The 18,154-nt window shown below is 67.8% G+C and carries 10 protein-coding genes and 1 pseudogene; 5 read left to right on the top strand and 6 right to left on the bottom strand.

Annotated elements, in window-relative coordinates:
• The first annotated feature begins 109 nt into the window (after positions 1–109).
• Both ACFHWS_RS03690 and ACFHWS_RS03685 read left to right on the top strand, forming a co-directional pair.
• Positions 110–859, top strand: a complete 750-nt coding sequence (locus ACFHWS_RS03690) for a hypothetical protein (protein ID WP_416552246.1) — start codon at positions 110–112, stop codon at positions 857–859.
• Positions 856–3,189 (top strand): AAA family ATPase, encoded by a 2,334-nt coding sequence (locus tag ACFHWS_RS03685; protein WP_416552247.1) that lies wholly within the window; start codon positions 856–858, stop codon positions 3,187–3,189. The genes ACFHWS_RS03690 and ACFHWS_RS03685 overlap by 4 nt, the downstream gene beginning before the upstream one ends.
• A 26-nt stretch (positions 3,190–3,215) precedes the next feature.
• On the opposite strand, the gene ACFHWS_RS03680 is transcribed toward ACFHWS_RS03685, so the two are convergent.
• From ACFHWS_RS03680 to ACFHWS_RS03670, 3 genes are all read right to left on the bottom strand, one after another.
• Positions 3,216–4,367 (bottom strand): hypothetical protein, encoded by a 1,152-nt coding sequence (locus tag ACFHWS_RS03680; RefSeq protein WP_416552248.1) that lies wholly within the window; start codon positions 4,365–4,367, stop codon positions 3,216–3,218.
• A gap of 63 nt (positions 4,368–4,430) precedes the next feature.
• On the bottom strand, positions 4,431–8,354 hold the full coding sequence (gene fxsT / locus ACFHWS_RS03675) for an FxSxx-COOH system tetratricopeptide repeat protein (protein ID WP_416567629.1): 3,924 nt from the start codon (positions 8,352–8,354) through the stop codon (positions 4,431–4,433).
• A 16-nt stretch (positions 8,355–8,370) separates the two neighbouring features.
• Positions 8,371–8,568, bottom strand: a complete 198-nt coding sequence (locus ACFHWS_RS03670; RefSeq protein ID WP_416552250.1) for a hypothetical protein — start codon at positions 8,566–8,568, stop codon at positions 8,371–8,373.
• 323 nt (positions 8,569–8,891) lie between these two features.
• Between ACFHWS_RS03670 and ACFHWS_RS03665 the strand changes: the two genes are divergently transcribed.
• A complete protein-coding gene (locus tag ACFHWS_RS03665) occupies positions 8,892–10,193 on the top strand; it encodes an aKG-HExxH-type peptide beta-hydroxylase (RefSeq protein WP_416567628.1) in 1,302 nt (433 codons plus the stop codon).
• A gap of 314 nt (positions 10,194–10,507) precedes the next feature.
• Here the strand turns inward: ACFHWS_RS03665 and ACFHWS_RS03660 are convergent, their stop codons facing one another.
• Positions 10,508–12,499 (bottom strand): glycosyltransferase family 2 protein, encoded by a 1,992-nt coding sequence (locus tag ACFHWS_RS03660; RefSeq protein ID WP_416552252.1) that lies wholly within the window; start codon positions 12,497–12,499, stop codon positions 10,508–10,510.
• Positions 12,500–12,739: 240 nt separating this feature from the next.
• On the opposite strand from ACFHWS_RS03660, the gene ACFHWS_RS03655 reads away from it, so the two are divergent.
• On the top strand, positions 12,740–13,711 hold the full coding sequence (locus ACFHWS_RS03655; RefSeq protein ID WP_416567627.1) for a glycoside hydrolase family 6 protein: 972 nt from the start codon (positions 12,740–12,742) through the stop codon (positions 13,709–13,711).
• Positions 13,712–13,724: 13 nt separating this feature from the next.
• Here the strand turns inward: ACFHWS_RS03655 and ACFHWS_RS03650 are convergent, their stop codons facing one another.
• Both ACFHWS_RS03650 and ACFHWS_RS03645 read right to left on the bottom strand, forming a co-directional pair.
• The gene (locus tag ACFHWS_RS03650; protein ID WP_416552254.1) at positions 13,725–15,587 is read right to left on the bottom strand and encodes a galactose oxidase-like domain-containing protein; all 1,863 of its coding nucleotides are present in this window, start codon (positions 15,585–15,587) and stop codon (positions 13,725–13,727) included.
• Between the two features lie 212 nt (positions 15,588–15,799).
• Complete coding sequence (locus ACFHWS_RS03645) at positions 15,800–16,651, bottom strand: hypothetical protein (protein WP_416567626.1); 852 nt, start codon at positions 16,649–16,651, stop codon at positions 15,800–15,802.
• A 292-nt stretch (positions 16,652–16,943) separates the two neighbouring features.
• Between ACFHWS_RS03645 and ACFHWS_RS03640 the strand changes: the two are divergent.
• Positions 16,944–17,159, top strand: a pseudogene (locus ACFHWS_RS03640) (hypothetical protein); the annotation flags it as partial.
• Positions 17,160–18,154 lie beyond the last annotated feature (995 nt).

Genomic DNA, 18,154 nt, shown 5'->3' with positions numbered 1-18,154 from the left:
CCATTTACCGGACCCGTCGACGCACCTCACCAGATTCGGTCAGTTGGTGGTGGTGGCCGGGCCCACGGGCTGCGGGCGTACCTCGTTGATTCACAGGTGCGTACACCACTTGAAGCAGGAGTTCGATGGCGCCTCCGGTGGCCGGATCATGGCCGCGCCGGTGGCCGACCTCAGTAGAGAGCGGGCGTTCGATCTCGAGATGGTCGGTCGCAGAGGCGATTTCGACCAGTATCTGGCCCTGCTGGCGTACAAGATCAGGAGCAGGCTGTCCCGGCAGCTGGAAGGGCTGTCGGACCCAGGGGATCAACCGATGCAGGGGAAGGTGGCTTTCACGCGACTCGGGCGGGATCTCGAGGATGCGGACGCAGTCGCGATCATCGTGCTACCGCAGTTCAACGACGCGACGTGGAAGAGATCGGTGCTTTCGCTGCAGGCTATGCACCCGATCAATCACTATCTCGACCTTGTCGGCGAGCGCATGATCCTTTTTGCGGAAAGCGATAATCCCCAGCAGATCAAGGACTGGAGCGATCGAGTCCGGGGTGAAGCTAGGGAGGGTGTTCTTGTGATCGAGGTAGGTATGCTGACCGGTACGGACGGGTGGACATTCGCTAACGGGCGGCTGCAGATGTGTGATCATCCTCGGGTTCCGACAGTTACCGTAGAAACTATGCACGCGGTGATGGAGGATCATCGTTCGATGTCCTTGAAGCAACTCCAGAAGATGTGTTTTCATTTATGGGACGAGGCTCGGCGTCGCCCAGGTACCAAGGAAGTCAGTAAGCACGACTTCGATCGATACTATGTAGATCGGCGCGACGGCTACCGGCCTCGTGGCCGGGGCATCAAGAATGGATGACCATGAATGCCTCATCGGGAGAGCCGCGGGCGGTCGGGGTCAACCCGTACTCGCCAACCGCTGTTGCGCGTGTCTCGGAGGTCGGCCAGGGCCTGCCGACGGTGTCGACCCGTGCGGTCGAGGAGGCGTTCCGCTATCTTGACGCCTTCCTGGCGCAGGCCGTCCCTCCGGAGCGGGTCGGGCTGTCCGGTCGTCTGCTGACTGTGGTGGGTGAATACGGCACCGGCAAGTCTCATCTTGCGGCGGCCCTGCTGCATCGGGCTCGTCGATCGGGTGACTCGGCGGTGCGCACCCTGTACGTTGAGGCGCCCCAGTTCGGCTCGTTGGTCGACCTGTACAAGCGCTTCGTCGGTCGTCTCGACCGGGAGGACATCGTCGACCTCCTGCGCGACTACTACTCCGAGGTGGTCGCCGATGGGCTCAGCCACGTGCCACATGCGCAGCAGATCGCTGACGACCTGCGGCGACATGTCATCGAGCCGCAGGCGGTGGTCGACGACCTCGGGTTGCCGGAGAGCGTCCTGCTGCCCCAGTTGCAGGACCGGCTGATCGAGGCAACCGGCGATGACGACCTTGGTACGGCGATGACGTTGCTGCTCGACGAGCGGACCACGGTGCAAGCGTGGGACTGGTTGATCGGCAACCGGTCGGACGGCTTCGTCACGGAGCACGGGCTGTCGAAGTACATCGATAGTTCAGCTGCTGCCATGTCGGCGATCATCGCGCTCCTGAACTTGCACGGCCGCAGTGGCCGGCGATTCGTCGTCGTACTGGACGAGCTCGACCGGGTCCTTGATCCGGCGGATCAGCGAGATGCGGGTGTGGTCGGGCAGTTTCGAAATCTACTGACTGCGGTGGAGGAGTCCGGAGCATTCTTGATCATCACCGGTCTGGTGGAGATCACCCCGCAACTGCAGGGAGACGTGCTGCAGCGGATGGGGCATGCCGTCCGGATGACTCCGCTTACGGCGCAGGAGGCACGTGAGCTGATTGAGCAAAGCCATCTTGCGGCCCGAGGTGACAGCGACATCGCCCCGTTCCTCGACGATGCCGTGCAGTACCTCGTTGACATGACCCACGGCGTTCCACGGCAGCTCATCAAGCTCTGCCATCATCTGTACCGCCGAGCCGAGCTCGAACGTACGGTGATAGGAATCGAGCTTGTCCAATTGGTGGCTCGGGATCATTTCGACTTCGCCACCATTGACGATGTGCGACGTGAGGTGATGCTGACCCTCGAGCGCGAGGCCATCGGATTTGAGCGGCGTCGTCAGCTTGACGTCGACGGCCGGTCGTTGCTCGACCTCGTCGTGCTGAACGAGGGCGGTGAGCCGAGTTGCGTCATCCTGCTCTCCGAAGGCATCATGCGGGAATCGGACGTCGAACGGGTCGCTCGCCGGGCTGCGGCCGCTCGATCAGAAGGCGTCGACGTCGAGATCATCCTGGTGGTCGTCGGTTACCTGGCACCCGACGTGGCATCGAACGTCCGCAACGTCGTCCTGGCCGAACCGATCGAGTACGAACGTCGAACCTTGGCGAGCGCCGTGGTTGCCAGGATCGATCATGTGTTACAGCGTGCCCGGTTGAGCGAGACTGACCCGGTTCGGCTGATGGTTACCCGGGTCGATCGGCTCGTTCGTCAGCAAGCCGGCGCATACACCATGATCGACCGGCTTGAGCAGCAGGTCCGTGACATGCGGCGGTCGACCAACCAACGCCTCAGCGAGATCTCCGCCGATGTGGCTGGCCTGCTCACCGGGACAGTGTCAGTGGACCGAGCCGTCCCTGTGCCGACCCAGCCCGGCCCGATGGACGAGATGGGCGAGATCGACGAACTGTTCGAGTCGGCGATCGACGCTGCCGTACGGCTCGGTGACGGACTGCCAGACGCCTTCACCCAAGCATTCAGAGCAGCTCCGGGCCTCTCAACGGCGATCAGATCCGCACAGGAGCGCATCCACGGGTGGACCGCCGATCCCGACAGCTTCAGCCTGCTGGGTACGGCCGTGTTCCTGCAATCCCTGATCGAATCTTTTCGACAGGCGGTCGTCGAATGGCGAATGCGGCGGGTGTCGGTGGACCGCGCCGACGCCGCGTCGTCGAGCACCGACCTGGAACGGCTGGACGTTCTCTGCCTCACCTACGAGGCGATCTTCGACTACGCGTCGTTGCAACATCTCAAACGTCTTGCCGAATCCATGGCGTTGCCGCCGGAAGCGGCCGCCGCGACTGGTCCGCACCCAATGCATCTCGACGACATCCGGGAGGTGTTCGGAGGGCTTGGCGCACGGGTACGGGCAGCGGCGCGACGCACGATCGGCGACGTGTGATCGGTTGGCGTCACGCCTGCGGCATCTCAATGAAGCGGCTGGACGGCGGCTGCGGCCGGGCCGCACACCGCAAGGACGACCTCGGTCAAGCTATTGTCGGCTATGTCCACCTGGTCCTGATCGAGGCACAGGCCGATGACGTACTCCCGTGCGGACAGACGATAGTAGTAGATCGCGCCGATGTCCGTATCGAGCACCGCGCGGACGGCCGGTCCACCGATCGCAGGCCGGGCGGTCCGGCCAAGCTCCCTGAGGTAGGCGGCAGTCGCGGGACCCATCGCGTTGACCTGCTGGCGTCGGTAGCTGGGCGAGTGGCGGTAGGCAGCCCCACGTAGCTCGGGCGTACCGAGCGCGTCGACCGAGAACAGCTGTACCTTGTCGTTGAAGCACGCGACAAGGTGCAGGCCGGTTCCATCGACGGCGGCTGCGCAGGCGTCGAAGGCCCAGTGACGGCGGTCGCCGGTGATCGCCAGGGGGTGCCGTGGGTCGGCGGACGTTTCGAGGTTCCGCCGCGTCGTGGAATCGATGGACGGCAACGGCCGGGGCGCGCTCGCCGGCTGTTGGCGCGGGATGTCGGCCGCCTCGCGGTCGAACGCGGACTCCCTAAAGTGTTTTGTGTCCCAGGCCCCCAGGTTCTGTCGGGGCAGCCGAATGCCAGCTCTGATCTGATCGACCAGCTGCGAGAGCGCGCTGTCAGCCTCTTGTACGGCAGGCTGCCGGGCCAGCGACGCAACCTCGTCGGTGGTCAGACCCAGAGTTCCGGCGACGAGCAGCACACCGGGAACTACCCGGGCACAGTAGAAGGCTCCGCCGGCCGACTGGAGCACCGTGCGCAGCGGCACGCCCTGACCGAGGGGCCGTAGCCACTCGTGCATCACCTGTCCTGACTGAAAACTCAGCCGCCTCGCCACACGGCGGCAGTTCTCGACAAGTCGATCGTCGTCCCGGCCGGGCCCAGCAGGTGCGTACAAGTCGAAGTCGCGGGATCCGGGACTGCAATGCGCCAGGTAGTGCAGCGGTCCGTCGGACCGGAAGAGGCCACGACAGTAGGCGATCCGATCGTCGATGTCGCTGAACTGGCGACCGGTCGGCTCCTGCGTCACGGTGATCGCGTCGGAGTACTCTCGGTGCGGCGAGCCGATCACCGAGTCCGCATGTCGTCCCTGCTCTGTCGGCACTTGAGACTTCCTCTGCTGTGGTCGTGGTTCGCCGGGATGCGGGTCGGGTTCGCCAGATGCTTCTCAGCGCCGCGGGATGTCGATATCGAGGTCGCGGGTGGATATCGGGTTGGTGGGAACCGTTCCGTCGGATCGACGCGCTGCCTGCTCCCATACTCGAAGATTGGCACGCGCGATGTCGGGGTACGGATGTCCTGGTGGCAGGTCCTCCTCACACAACTCGACGGCCTCACCAGCGAGTCGCATCGCGGCGTCTACCGCACCACCGTGCCCCAGGTTGCCGGCCTGGTTGATCGTTGCCGCGAGCACCCACGGGTGGGTCTCGGCCGGCACAGCGGTCCGGATGATCCGCAAACCGTGGTCACCGAGGCGCCGGCTCTCGTCGAGATCGCCGACACCGCGTAGGAACAGCGCGAGATTGACCAGGCAGACACCGGTGAGCGGATGCTCCGGGCCAAGTTGACGCTGGTAGCCGCGGTAGCAGGACTGCCCGAACTCCACCACTCGTGCTGGTGTCTCCCGCAGCAGATGCATGTCGGTGGCCAGCGCGAGCTTGCAGGCCAAGGTGTCGAGATGATTTGTCCCGCGAAGCTGCTGGTACCCGCGCAGCGCGTCGGCGTGATTCTCCTTGGCCTGAGGCACCATGTTCTTGCGGCGTTGGGTGACCGCGAGTACCCGGATGATCCGCAGCGTACTCGCGCTGTCCGTCGGGATCTTGCCGGTCGGATGGCCCAGCCAACCGCGAGCATCGTCGATGGTCCGGGTCGCAGCGTGGTAGTCGCCCAGCTCACGTTGATATGTCGCCAGGTTGGCAGCGGCCCACCAGAGGAAGGGGTCCCTCGTGCCGAACACCCGCAATCGGCGGTTGACCACTTCTCGTTCCACCACCATCGCGGTGTAGAGGTCGCCGTCGAAGTACGACGACAGCGCCAAATTGTGCGCGACCATCAAGGTCTGCTGGTGCTCCTCGCCGTAGGCCTTGCGAAGAACATCGTAGGCGACGCCCTCGTGACTCTTGGCGAGCTCGAACTCTCCGAGCGCCCGTACGTCCCCGGCGATCCCCTGCAGCGTGGTCGCGGTGTTCGGATGCTCCTGCCCGATGGTGCGCAACTGCAGTAGCCGCAGTTGCTGCGCGATCTCGAGCGACTCGCGGTACCGGCCCATCCAGCGCAGCAGACTCGCCTGCTCGCCCCGTAGCTGCATATTGCTGCGATCGGTGGGCGGCACCGCCGACGACCAGTAGCCGAGAGCCTCGTCGATGACCTTCAGGGCGACATTCGCGCTGTCCCAGGTCTCCTGCCGGCGCATGTACCGAACTTGTCGGACGACCCACCTGCGCACCTTCGGGTCGGTCTCGGCCACGGCACCGCTGGGCAGCAGATGGGGTTGCAGCTCGGCGAGGCGGTGCCGTTGCCAGCCGCCGTCGACCTCAGCTCCGGTTGGGGCGTAACTTGCCAGGCCGAGCCGCAGGTGACGGCGAACCTCGGCGGCCCGCGTCGGCGGCAGGGCGCCACGTACCGCGTCCTGTACTGCTCGGTGGATACGGATCGAGGGACGCTGCCCCCAACGTACGTCGAAGATGCCGAACCGGGCCCCGGTCCAGACGACCTCGTCGAAGATCGCGGGGTCGTTGCGGACGCGCTCTTCGCCACCGTCTGACAGCGTGGCCAGCTGATCGATCATCGAACTCGAACGGAGCAGCGTGAGACTGATGTCGTCGGACGACAGAAAGGAGCACATCTCAGCGAGGTGGATGGCTATCCGACCAATCTCCGTCTGTCGCAGCGTCGCCTCCAACGCGCGCCAGGATCGCCGTAGCGCGTGGTAGGTGGGATCGTCGTCGGGCACCGACACCGCCGGCGATGCATCCGCATCGGCGGGCAGATCGGCCGGGGATTCGGGCCGGAGGCTGGCGACCATCGCTTCGGTAGCGGCTTCGAGATCTGCGGGCGCGTACGCCATCAGGTGGTGTCGGCTCTCCCGCAGCCACGCCCCGGTCAGCCGCAGCGAGAGCGGGAGCTGTCCCACCTCGGCGACCACCGCGGCGCAGTGCTCCTCGCTCAGCTCCGGCACGTAGGTGCGCAGCAGCTCGGTTGCGTCGTCCGTCCCGAGGTGGGTCACGACGAGCAACCGCGGGGTGGGCGTATCGGTGATCCTTGAGGTCACCACCACGTGTCCGGCGGCGGACCCGACCCACTCGAGAAGCTCCCGATCGTCGAGCCCGTCGAAGATGAAGAGACACGGTCTCCTGGCGGCGAGCTGCAACAGGTGGTCGAATGCTTGTCGCGGCTGCTCCTCAACGCCCTCGGTGTCCACCTCGGATGGATTCGGAGCCAGCAGCTGGAACTGCTCGTTGAGTCTGCGTAGCGCATGGGCGATCGATTCCCAGCTGTCCGCCGGGATCCACCAGACGATGTCGTAGTCCTTCTGGAACCGGTGGGCGTACTCGTTGGCCAGCTCGCTCTTGCCGACTCCGGTGGCACCAACCACCAGAACAGGCCCGGGGCCGTCGGCGAGCAACTTGTCGCGGAGCGTTTCGAGATCGTCGGCTCGGCCGGTGAACTGCGGATTTCGGCCGGGAATATCGACGGCCGGCGGCAGCTGGCGATGTTCCGGCGGGCCGCCCGGATAGCGCGGGCGGAACCCGGCACGGTCATCGTAGGGCGTCTCGATGAGCAGGAAGTGCCGACGTAGCCGTGCCTCGGCGTCACCGGCGGACAGGCCGATCAGATCGAGACACGGCACTGTGGCATCGAAGTCGGCCGGGGTCTGAGCGGTGACGGCCACCTGTACGACCGGGTCGGATACGTCGGTGACCTGACCGGATACTTCAGTCGGCGACAGCACCGCGTCGCGGAGCCGTTCGGCGATGCGGCGTACTCGCCCGTCGGCCGTGGCGAGCCCGCCGATCACGACGAGGCTCGGCGGCGTCGACTGCTCGATCCACGAATCATCGGCGGGTAGCCGGCTGGCGGGCAGGCCCTGTTGCCGCAACCGGTCGGTGATCCAGTCCGCCCAGCGTCGGTCGGCCGGTCGGTACGCAAGGTAGACCTTCTCCGGCTCGGCCTGCGGATCGAACCCGAGCGCCCGTTCGTAGCGCATCCGTAGTCGTCGACCGACATCTGGAGCGGAAAGAACGGCACCGTCGGTCATCGCGTGGACGACGCTAGTCAGACCCGTCCGGAGGCTGCCGCGATCGAGAATGATGGCGAGAGCTTCCCGCTCGATGTCGTACGAGTGGCGCGGCACCTCGACGAACGACACGGTGACACCAGCGCTTGCCGGCCCGGCGAGTTGGGCGAACTGTTGCCGGGCGGCGTGCAGCCGCTCGGCCGCGTGGGGTTCGCCGAGCCGTACCTGGGTCGGGGTGGCCACCAGGCGTAGGCCGACAGGAGCCGCGTTGACCAACGCGCCTGCCAGGCGCAACGCGTCCTGCTGCACCCGCTGGTGCGACCGGAAGCAGACCGCGGCGGCGTCGCAGAGGCAGGCGAGCTGGTGCAACGCGCTCTGCGGGTTCTGCGGCGGTGCGTCGAGCAGCACGTAGTGGTAGCTGGTCTGCTGCAGCAGGCGTCGGAGTTGACTACCGTCGCCGGCACCGTCGGGCAGTGCTGCCGGGTAGAAGCTGTCGGAAGACGCGGTGACGACGTCCACGGCGTCAACCCAACCAGCTGCCTGGAAGCGTTGGACACTGGTCTCCGGCGTCGTCCCGGTGCGGTCGGCGATCATCCGCAGAGCTGCGCCGAGCGGTTCGTCGACGGACGTGGTCACGTCAAGGAAGGGGTGCAGGTAGTCCTGGACCCGGGGTGCGTTACCTCCCCAGTCGAGGATGAGGACCCGGTGCCCGGTGCTGGCGAGTATCCAGGCGATGTTGGCGACGATGCTCGTCTGCCCGGCGCCGCCGCCGGGGGAGACGAAGACCAACACTTCAGCCGTCTGCCGCCCCGTGCCGGTCTTGCTTGCCGCGGTCGTCGTCGGTGTGTCGGTCATCTTGAATCTCTTTCGATCATGAGGGTTGTGCGGCGCTGCTCGCCGGATCGCCATCGTGTTGACCAAGGAAGAAGGCGATCGGATTCAATCGTTCGTCGAGTAGGTGATCGAGGGAGATCTGCAGGGCATCTGGTGGCAACTCGGACAGGGTGTGCAGGTCGACGTCGGTGAGGTCGACGAGAAGTGTCTCTTGCTCGTGCCGATCTTGGGTCATTCGCCGGTCCTGTCTGCCGGGGGTGCCCTGATGCGCGGGAGCATCGTCGCTCGCTGCGGCGTGGAACGCCAATCGTAGTGCAGATCGCCGAAATCCTCACCGAGGTCGCGCAGTCTTTGTGGACGCTGTGGAAAGTCGGATCCACGACTGTCGGACAGTCAGGCGAGTCAATGTCACTTCCTCGGGTGATCGACCATGCGCTCCACGCGGCGGCAATGATGTGCGATCATCGATGAATAGGTGGGGCGAAGACTGCGGTAGCAAGTCGGTAACCAGGCGCTTCGGGAGCAGGCATGATCCAACCGCACCGATTCTCGAGGAACATGCTGACTGAGTTCGCGCAAGGTGGTGGTGCCCCCGCCGGCATCCGGGTCCTCGCCGGACTGCAGAACAGCCGTAGCAGACTGTTCTGCTGGATGCTGCCCGACCTCGCGCGACGGACCAGCCATCCGGAAGCAAGACAGACCATGTACGCGTACCGGCTGCTGGTTGATCTCGAGCGCGACTCGCCCACTGCGGTGCACGACGTACTCTGCTATCCGGCGGTTGGGGCATGGCTGGGCCGCACCGTGGCGGCGCTGTCCAGCCACCGACCCGCTCAACCGGGCCGACTCGCCCTGGTCGCGGCCGCAGTGGCGGCACGTTGCGGGGCCACCGCCGAGGTGCCGCTCGGCGCAAGTCGTTCCAACCATGGCATCGTGCTGCCGTCCCTGGGCATCGCGACCCTGCCTGGAGGCAACTGCGACCCGCTACGCGTGCGGCGCGCGGACGATGACCTGGTGCTGCTGGAACGGGCCGGGCGGCAGGTAATCGTTCCCACCCCGACGGCTCACCGATCTGCGGCTGGGGACAGGCCGACCTCGCGGGACTGGGACGGTCTACCGCAGGTGCTGATCCGCCGGCAGGTCACCATCGACGGTTCGGGGTGGCAAGGGCTCGGCAACGACGAACCAGGGTGGCCCCGTACCGTCGACGAGCGCCACCTCGACCTGCGCCGCTGGACCGGCGGCGTCCGCGCCGGCTGGCTGCTGCTCGCCGAACATCATCCCGAGGTCGCGGCGGAGGTCGCCGAATGCGTCACCGCCGTCGTACCGATGCAACTGCTGGGCAGCTCGGTCGGCAGTGCTACCTTCGCGGGCGCTTTCGGTGCCGTCGCGATGTCCTCCCCGGACGACACGCGGACGGTCGCGGTCACCCTCGCGCACGAACTGCAGCACGCCAAGCTGCTCGCACTGAGCGACGCCCTCCCGCTGATCGTTCCGACGGATGACGACAAGCGCTACTACGCGCCGTGGCGCCGGGATCTGCGGCCCCTAGCCGCGCTGCTGCACGGCGCGTACGCCCATCTCGCGGTCGCCACGTTCTGGCAACGGCAGCAACGGGTCGAAACCGATCCGACCGACATCCACCTTGCCCAGGTGCGGTTCGCCCGGTGGCGCGCTGCCGTGCGGGACACGTTGCGGGTGATCAGTCGGAGCGGCCAGCTGACCGGGACCGGTCAGCTTCTGGTCGACGGGATGTGGACGGCGGCGGACCGGCTCACGCGCGAGCGGCTGCCTGCCGCTGCCCGCCGCGAAGCCGCGGAGATCGCCGCCTCCCACCGCAGTCAGGTTGACGTCGGCTGAGGAGGATGACCGTCGGTCGACTCTGCCGCGCCCGGCGGACCCGCGGTGGCCCGGAGGCCCCTGCTGCCACGGTGGACGGCCCGCCAGGGGGACCGTTTCGCGTCTGGCTGCTCAGGCCTGTCCAGGCTGGCTGCTCGGGCCGGCTGGCAGGTTGATCAGTGACAGCCTCGCCGGCCAATCGACTCGGACCGAGGCGGCAGGCCGCGTCGGCGGTGATCAGGTGCTCGCCGGGCAGCCGGTGTCCACCCTGTTAGCCCACCCGCGACCAGTCCTCGCTCCAAAACCGCCTGTTTGCTCTGGTCCGGTCCGTCGGCTCACTGCGTGCCCCTGTCGCCCTCCTGAACCGGTTCGCCGGGCTGACCGGTCTGTTCCACGGCGGGCGGACCGGCCTGCCGGGGCACCTCGATCCGGGGCAGGATCATCGTGGCGGAGACGTCGTCGGGCTGGTCCTCGACCGACCGGCTGGCCAGATGCGCCGTCAGCAGCGCTCGTGGGATCTCCATGGTGATGTCCCCGGCCCGATCCGGACCGCGCACCTCCGCGATCGTCGGCGGTCCGCCGTCACTACCGCCGCCACCCGTGGGCACCGGGTGGGAACGCCGGCGGAGGTCACGGAGCCACAGCGCGACCGGTAGCAGACAGATCAGCAGCGCGACGCCGGGCCACAGGAGCGACGGCAAGCTGGCGTAGTCGCGGGCAACGGCGACCACGATCGCTGCGGCGAGCACCGCCAACCAGCCCAGGTGCGCCCGGAACGTGTACAGGCCGTCACTGCTGCTGTGCGCCCCCTTCGGGGTGACCACGAACCGGGCCGGCCGACGCAGCAGCGTACTGACGAACTGCCCGGCGTAGATCGGTGCCGAGATGATCGACATCAGCATGCCCTTGAGCCCGCGGGAACCGGGTGCCTCGTACGGGCTGACGTTGTACCGCCGGTTGTGCAGGTAGAGCCACAGGGAGAAGGCGGTGGCGTCGGTGTAGAGGGCGAACCAGATCTGCGGCGAGATCGTCATACCGCTGACGCCGAGAGCCAGGAACAGCACCGCGTTGACGATGCCGAGCAGCCAGGCGACGGCCATCGACGGGTAGAAGGTGGTGATCAGGGTGTAGTGCAGCATCCCACCGGCGGACAGCCGGGGGAAGCGCCGCCAGTAGCGGCCGACCAGCAGTTGGAAGGTGCCCCGCGACCAGCGCCGCTGCTGGGAGAAGTAGTCGCTCCAGCTGGCCGGGCCGTCCCCGGCGGAAAGCACGTCCGGGGTGTACACCGACTTCCACCGTCGGCCGGTCGCCGGGTTGCGGGTGGTGTGCATGGCCAGCCCGGTCGCCATGTCCTCGGTGATCGAGTCGGCCAACCCGCCGATGCTGCGCAACGCGCTGATCCGTACCGCGTTGTTGGTACCGACCAGCATCGACGTGCCGTACGCGTTGGCGGCTCGCTGAATCACGCTGTGGAACGGGAACTGCTGCGACTCGGCGGCCCGGGTGACGAACGCCTCGCCGTTCTTGTAGCACTGCGGGCCGACGACGTACGCCACATCCGGGTCGCGGAAGTAGCCGAGGATCCGTTCGGCGAAGTTGGCCAGCGGCACGTGGTCGGGGTCGACGGAAAGGAAGACGTCGTAGCCGCCGCCGTGCGCGTCTACCCAGGCGTTGTAGTTGCCGTGCTTGGTCTTCGCCCGGAACGGTCCGCGCCGCTGGTTGTACCGCTCAATGCCGTTGCGGGTGAAATGTCGTACGCCGAGCTGCTCGCACATCGCCTTCACCTCGGCGTCGTCGCCTTCGTCGAGCAGCCAGATGTCGAAGACGCCCCGGTGCCGGATCCGCTTCGCCGCTCGCAACGTGTCGCGTACCACCGCGACCGGCTCCTTGCTCGGCACGATCGTGGTGAGAAAGGCGACCCGCAGCCCTCGAGGCGGGACCACCGGCACCGGATCCCGCGCGATCACCGAGGCCAGCGACAGCGACAGTACGTTGGCCAGCCGTAACGCCTCGACGACGGCGATGGAGCAGATGACGAAGACATTGGCGATCCGGGCAGCCTCGGCCACCGGACCGGGATTGGTGTCGGCGAAGTGCCCCGGCTGCAGCAGCCAGACGAAGAAGAACACCTCGAAGCAGATGTTCGCCAGCGCGATCAGTACTGCGGTGACGATCTGCCGGCTACCGTGCGCTCCATGCATGCTGCGGTAGCGGACCCGGTACGGCACGCCCTCCGGCGGATCGGTCAGCGAACCGGCGAGCCGGCTATAGGATTCGAGTCGTGCCCAGGACCGGCCGTACACCGGGATGTCGAATTGTTCCGCCACAAGCAGTAAGCCGCCCAGCAGTCGCGCCCACCGGCCCACGCCCGGCCGCTGGTCTCGACGATCCTAGGCACCGGGAAGGCCTGCCCGGATCAGCCGGTTGAGCTAGTCTCGGCCGTGCTTTACGCCAGTGACGGAGGACGAACGGTGCTGCTGTCGATAGCCCGCCAGTCGATGTTTGCCCTGCCCGTCGGCTTGTTCCTGGGCTTGCTGGCTGGTTGTGGCACCGCACCGTCAGAGCGGGTGGGCGGTCTCGGCGACCAGATTACGGATGCCCGGACCGCCGGCACCCCCGGGCAGCCGGTCGAGGTGCCGCTCGCCGGAGCGGAGCTGTTCGTCGACCCGACCGGAGCCGCCGTCGACCAGGTCACCAGCTGGGTGGCGGCCGGCCGTACCGGTGACGCCGACCGGCTTCGACGGATCAGTGAGCAGCCGACAGCGGTCTGGGTCACCAGCAGCACCACCGCGGTACGCGCCGACGTCGACGCCGTGCTCACCCGGGCCGACGCTGCCGGCGGCATGCCGGTGCTGGTGGCGTACCACATTCCGGACCGGGACTGTGGCAGCTTCAGCGGTGGTGGTGCGCTCGACGGCGACGACTACCGGGCCTGGGTCCGCGAGTTCGCGGCCGGGATCGCCGGCCGCCCGGTCACGGTGATCGTCGAACCGGACGCGGTGGCGCACAGCCTGGACAGTTGCGGCGCGGACTCCGCCGACGAGCGGCTGGCGTTGCTAACCGACGCGGTCGCCGTGCTCAAGCAGACCGGCAGCGCCCAGGTGTATCTCGACGCCGGCCATGCCCGTTGGGTGGCCGACCTGCCGAAGCTGGCCGACGCGCTGCGCCGGGCCGGGATCGGGCAAGCCGACGGCTTCGTACTGAACGTCTCCAACTTCATCGGTACGCAGGAGAACGTCGGCTACGGCCGGCGGCTGTCCGACGAACTCGACGGGCGTACCAGGTTTGTCGTCGACACCAGCCGCAACGGCGCCGGGCCGGTCGACGGTGCCACCGTCGACGGTGGTCCGTCCTGGTGCAACCCGCCCGGCCGGTCGCTGGGGGAATCACCGACCACGACGACCGGGCTGGACCGGGTCGACGCCCTGCTCTGGATCAAGCGTCCGGGCGAGTCCGACGGCGACTGCCGGCCGGGCGAGCCGCCGGCCGGGCAATGGTGGCCCGAGTACGCGCTCCAACTGATCGACCCGGCGGAGTGAGCGTGCGCAGGGCTCAGCGCACCATCACCGGTACGCCGACCGACGGCACCCCGGCGGCGTCGACGGCGAACAGCAGGTAGGGCCCGGACGGCAGGATCGTGGCCTCCTCGGGCAGGCTCAGCTCCAGCCGCCCGTGGGCGGTGGCGGTGAAGTCGACCGCCACGGACCGTTGCTCGTTGTTGAGCATGTGGGTGGCGGCGCCGGGCCGGATCAGCCGGACCCGGTCGATCCGGTCGGCGTGCGGGCTGATCACGGTGACGCTGCCGCCACGTTCGATCCGCTCCGGCACGCTGCCGAGGACCGGACGAACACCGCCGAACAGGTACGGCGGGGAGTACAGCTCCAGCCGCTGCTCGAACTCGCCGCTGATGCTGTTCTTGGCGTCGCGGAAAAGCGGGTCGGATCCGACGGTGAGCACCCGGCCGTCGGGCAGCAGCAACGCCGCCGAGTGGTAGTTGCGGCCGACATGGGGGTCGGCGGCGACCGTCAGGGTGTTGCTGTCCGGGTGGAAGATCCGGGCGGTGTGGTTGTCGCTGAGGCCGCGGCCCCGGTAGTCGCTGGAGCCGTTGGTGATCAGCACGGTGTCGTCGGGTAGCTGCACCAGGTTGGGGTAGCGGGTCCCGTCCGGCAGGTCCGGGCCGGGGGTGAACCGGGGGTTGGCCGTGGTCAGGTCGATGAGGTCGATCCGGTCGCTGGACAGCGCCGACTCGCCGACCCCGCCGCCGCCGACGACCATGATCCGCTGCTCCTGCACCGGGCCGGCCCAGGCGCTCATGCTGGTTTCCAGCTGGTCGGTGTCGCGTAGCCCGTCGACCTCGGTGAACGTGTTGTCGCTCAGATCCCACAGGCCGGGGTCGCGGCCCTGGTCGTCGGGTCCGTAGCCGGCGTTCGATCCGGTGTAGAACAGCAGGTCGGGCGTTGCGGTCTGGAACAGACTGGGGTACGTCGGGAAGTACCGTTCCAGGTCGGGGCGCAGCGTCCAGCTCCTGGTCTGCGGGTCGTAGATCTCGTGCTGCGTGCCGTCGAGGACCTGGCCGCTGCCGTCGAGCCCGGCCACGGTGAGCACCTGCCCGTCGGGCAGCGTGGTCAGCGTCGGGTACCAGCGTTTGACGTGCATGTCGTCGACCCGCTCGTACCGTTCGGTCCACGGGTTGAACTCGAACGCGGCGTCGAGTCCCTGGTAGTCCTGCTTGTCCATGGTGATCGCCTCGGCGAGGCCGTAAATGTCCTGCACCTCGGCGCCGACCAGGCCGTTGACCCGGTACTGGGTCTGCCGTTCGACGACGTACTCGTCGCCGAAGCCGGCTGCATCGACCCAGACCTCCGTTTCGCTGGCGGTGACGACGACCCGGTCGCCCGGTCCGTCGGTCTTGGTGGCCGGCGGTACGACGAAGTCGTGCCCGGCGGAGTAGCGCCGCCCGTCCGGGGCGACGAACTCGGTGCCCTTGACGAAGCTGCGCGGACCGCCGTCCGGGGATTCGTTCTTGACCAGCATGGTGCCGCCGGCCCGTTCGATGTCGGATTCGAGGACCTCGTACCGCTGGGTGCCGCCGGCGACGAGCAGGTTGCCGTCGGCCAGGAACGAGTGCCCGGAGCAGAACAGGTCCTCCGGGGTCGGCACGAGTTCGGTCTGTTCGGTCGCCGGGTCGAACAGCAGGGTCTTGAACGTGCCGGCGTCGAACTGCTCCCGGTCGTTGCCTGAGCCGGCGATCAGCAGCACCTTGCCGGTGGGCAGCAGCGCGGCGTGGATGGCGTTGACCCGCTGGTCCTCGGGGAGTTCGAGGACCTGCCAGTAGCCGTGCTCCCGCTGGTACTCGACGCTGTTGAGCGTGCGCTCGTGCAGCCAGTCACTGGTAAAACCGTAGAGTGGTGGCACGTTCGCGCTGAGTAGTATCGCTACGCCGAGTGTGGGTAGCAGGACGCGGTGGCGCAGGGTTGCGGGGCTAGGCCACTTCACCCGCTGCACGCTAGCTGCCGCAACCGCCACTGTGGAGCAGCCGACCGGGCCGGTGAGCCCGACCGTCCGCCACGGCGGAGGTGGGTCATCGGCCCAGTCGTGGTCGGCCGTTGGGACTACACCCGGTCGAACTACTCGCTCTGCTCCCGAATCGTCTCCGCCGCGTCGAGCAACTCGCCGATGGTGCGCGGCTTGCTGCCGGCAGGGTCGGCCGCCGCCGTACCGGTGTCGGCCCGGAACCGCTGCCGCAGTTCGGCGGTGACAGCCAGCCCGTCGCCCTGTAGCAGGCCGAGCAGCGCGGTGTCCTTGTCGGCGGCGGGCAGTTGGGCGATCCAGTCGGCCAGCTGGTCCGGGTCAGCGGCGGCACCGGCGGCCTCCGGGGCGCTGCCCTGCGCCGCGGCGGCGATCAGGGCGGGGTCGATCAGCAGGAACTCGGCGAACTCGCACAGCGCGCCGGTCAGGTCACCGAGCCCGGCCGGCACCGGCGGTTCGGTCGCCTCGTCGCCGAACTCGCCGTCCTGAATCAGGAACAGCCAGGCCAGGTAGAGGGCACGGTGATCGCCGGCCGCGAGCTGGTCGCGGACGCCGACGATGCTGGCGAGCCAGCCGTCGCCGTCGCGGTCGAAGTCCTCGACGCCGTCGGGGTCCTCGCGGAAGAAATTCAGGATCAGGTTGTCACCCGACTGGTACGCCTCGGCCGGCTCTGCCCAGCAGTACTGCTGGGCGGTCCCCAGGTCGAGCAGCCGCAGCGGCAGCCGCAGCACCAGCTGCCGGGTGCCCCAGTTGGTGATGTAGAGGTGCGCGTCGAAGTACTCCTCGACCATGGCCAGCGGGTCGCCGCCGAAGTTGCCGAAGTGGTACACGTTGGTGAAGCTGGTACGGGTGATCTCCGCCCGGGTGGACAGCGTACGGAGCTCAGCCATCTGCTGCTCGTCAAGTGGCCGGTCGATGGCACGGAAGTCGTAGTACTGGTACTCGCTCACCTGGCCATCATTCACCCGGCCGCTGCCGGCCCCTGCCCGGGGTGAGGTGCCACGACGATGCCGGTCGGCCGGTCAAGGGCCGACTGCAGGCGAATCCCACCGTGACGGGTCGGCGGGGTCTGCCCGATCGGTATCGAACAGATACTTTCCGGCCGATGCCGTCTTGGCCCGAGCACGGATAAGCTCTGGCGTTCTACATCGGTCATGTACCCTGTGGAGAGTTGTGGATCATCAGCGAATTCGTCGCCTTGCCAACCAGTCCGCCAACTTCGGGTTCCTTGTGGATCATGAAATGCTGGTCTGGTACGGCGTCGGCGCGGAGTCGTTGATCTTTGTTGATGCGCAGTCGTCAATGTTCAAGGCGCGGGCGTTCGGCGAGACCCTCGCCCATGAGCTGGTGAATCGCACCGGCACCAGGGCCGGCAGCGACAGGTTCGTCGACCAGGTACGGGCGCTCAACGCGGCCGGTGTGCTCACTCCAAAGATCAACGAGGCGTTCACCCGGCTGCGCAAGGTCGGCAACCAGGCCGTGCACGATCACCTCGACCAGGTACGGACCGCGCTGGAGCTGCTGCGCGACTGCTTCGAGCTGGGGGTATGGTTCCACCGGGCGTTGACCGACGACCGCCGCCCGATCGGTTTCGTCCCGCCCAGCCCACCACCGCAGCAGGTGCCGCAGCACATCGTTGACGGCCTGCAGGCCGAGCTGGACCGCTACCGCCAGGAGCTGGCCGAGGCGAAACTGCTGCTCCACGGGCAGCCGTCGGTGGCGGCAGCGCAGGCAGCGGCGCGGGCCGCCGCCGACCGGGCGGTCACCGAATCGGCGGCCCGCCGGACCGTCGCCGCCGAGCTGGTCGCCGACCTGGAGCCGCAGATGACCGCGGCCAGTCAGGAGTTCGCCGCCCGCAAACCGGCGAAGGTGTCGGCGGCCAAGCGCGAGGACTTCATCAGCCGCGCCCGGCGCGCCTCGGCCGAGCCGCTCAACGAGGTGCAGACCCGGGCCGAGATCGACCGGCAGCTCACCGCCGCCGGCTGGCAGGTCCAGGACGAAACCCAGATCAACCTGTACGCGGGGGACAGCGGCGTCGCCGGGGTCGCCGTCCGGGAGGTCACCCTGGCCACCGGCCGGGCCGACTACCTGCTCTACGTACAGCAGAGGTTGGTCGGGGTGGTCGAAGCCAAGCGGGAGGGCACCGCGCCGCGTGGGGTGGAGGCGCAGCTGGACCGCTACCTGCACGGGTTGACCGCCGCGCAGCGGATGTCGGCGTGGCGGCGGGACGCGCCGCTGCCGTTCGGCTACGTCGCCACCGGCACCGAGACGGCGTTCGTCAACCTGCTCGACCCGCAGCCGCGTACCCGGGAGGTGTTCGCCTTTCACCGGCCGCAGACCCTCGCGCGGTGGATGCGCGAGGCCGACGACGATCCGGCGGCGCCGACGCTGCGCGCCCGGCTGCGGCAGCTGCCGCCACTGCCGGAGCAGGGGCTGCGGCAGGCGCAGATCGA

The sequence above is a fragment of the Micromonospora sp. LOL_013 genome, assembly GCF_048060315.1.
Taxonomy (GTDB): domain Bacteria; phylum Actinomycetota; class Actinomycetes; order Mycobacteriales; family Micromonosporaceae; genus Micromonospora_E.
This window is presented reverse-complemented; position numbering and strand designations above follow the sequence as displayed.

What these genes read in the sequence shown, in the direction of transcription:
- ACFHWS_RS03685 (WP_416552247.1), top strand. Translation starts at nt 856, where the DNA reads ATGACCATGAATGCCTCATCGGGAGAGCCGCGGGCGGTCGGGGTCAAC.
- ACFHWS_RS03670 (WP_416552250.1), bottom strand. Translation starts at nt 8,568, where the DNA reads ATGACCCAAGATCGGCACGAGCAAGAGACACTTCTCGTCGACCTCACC.
- fxsT (WP_416567629.1), bottom strand. Translation starts at nt 8,354, where the DNA reads ATGACCGACACACCGACGACGACCGCGGCAAGCAAGACCGGCACGGGG.
- ACFHWS_RS03665 (WP_416567628.1), top strand. Translation starts at nt 8,892, where the DNA reads ATGCTGACTGAGTTCGCGCAAGGTGGTGGTGCCCCCGCCGGCATCCGG.